The sequence below is a fragment of the Borrelia persica No12 genome, assembly GCF_000500045.1.
GTDB lineage: Bacteria > Spirochaetota > Spirochaetia > Borreliales > Borreliaceae > Borrelia > Borrelia persica.
On sequence record NZ_AYOT01000181.1, the window covers coordinates 1 to 713 of the forward strand.

The 713-nt window shown below is 23.7% G+C and carries 1 pseudogene; it reads left to right on the forward strand.

Annotated elements, in window-relative coordinates:
- Positions 1 to 318 (forward strand): annotated as a pseudogene (locus U881_RS0106050) (site-specific integrase); the annotation flags it as partial.
- Positions 319 to 713 lie beyond the last annotated feature (395 nt).

A 713-nucleotide genomic window follows, 5' to 3' on the forward strand; every position in this document is an offset into this window, starting at 1 on the left:
ATATCTAAAGACAAAGACACAAGACGTACTTATCTATTTCAAAAAAGCAAAAATAGATTTAAAGACAATAAAATTGACATAATAGAAATATCAAAACAATTTAAAGAACTACTCAAATCCTCTGGATTTAAACAACGTAAATCTCTACATATTTGCCGAAATATATTTATTGCTTCTCTTAAATCCAAAGGATACAACTCATTCGAGATCAAAGAATTAATGAAATACGCCTCTACTTCTGAAATTGACAATGTTTATGGCTTATCTTCAGCTAGTAAAATACAAGCTTATAAGGATATTAAAAATAGTTTGAAATAAGATTTGTTTTTTTGCTAAATTAAGTTATATTAATAATAATATTATTAAATTTTTTGCGATGTTTTTTTGTTATATCATTTTGAATTATGACTTAAGTACATTCTTAAGTCATTTTTTCTCGTATGAATAATTCAATACTCTAGTTTTTGTTAATTATCTTTGCTATAATATACATGGTTTTTTTTGTAGTTTCATTTATTTCTGTTGTAAACAGAGGGTTTTAACCCTCTCCTTTTTTTTATTTCCATCATTTTTATCTTAAACACTAGTTTTTGTTAACTATTTTTGTTATAATTTATTTACAATTTACGTTAAATAAATGACAAATACATTATCTCCAATCAATAAAAAAAAGACAGATAAGGAATAAAACCCCACTTATCTGTCTTTTTCTT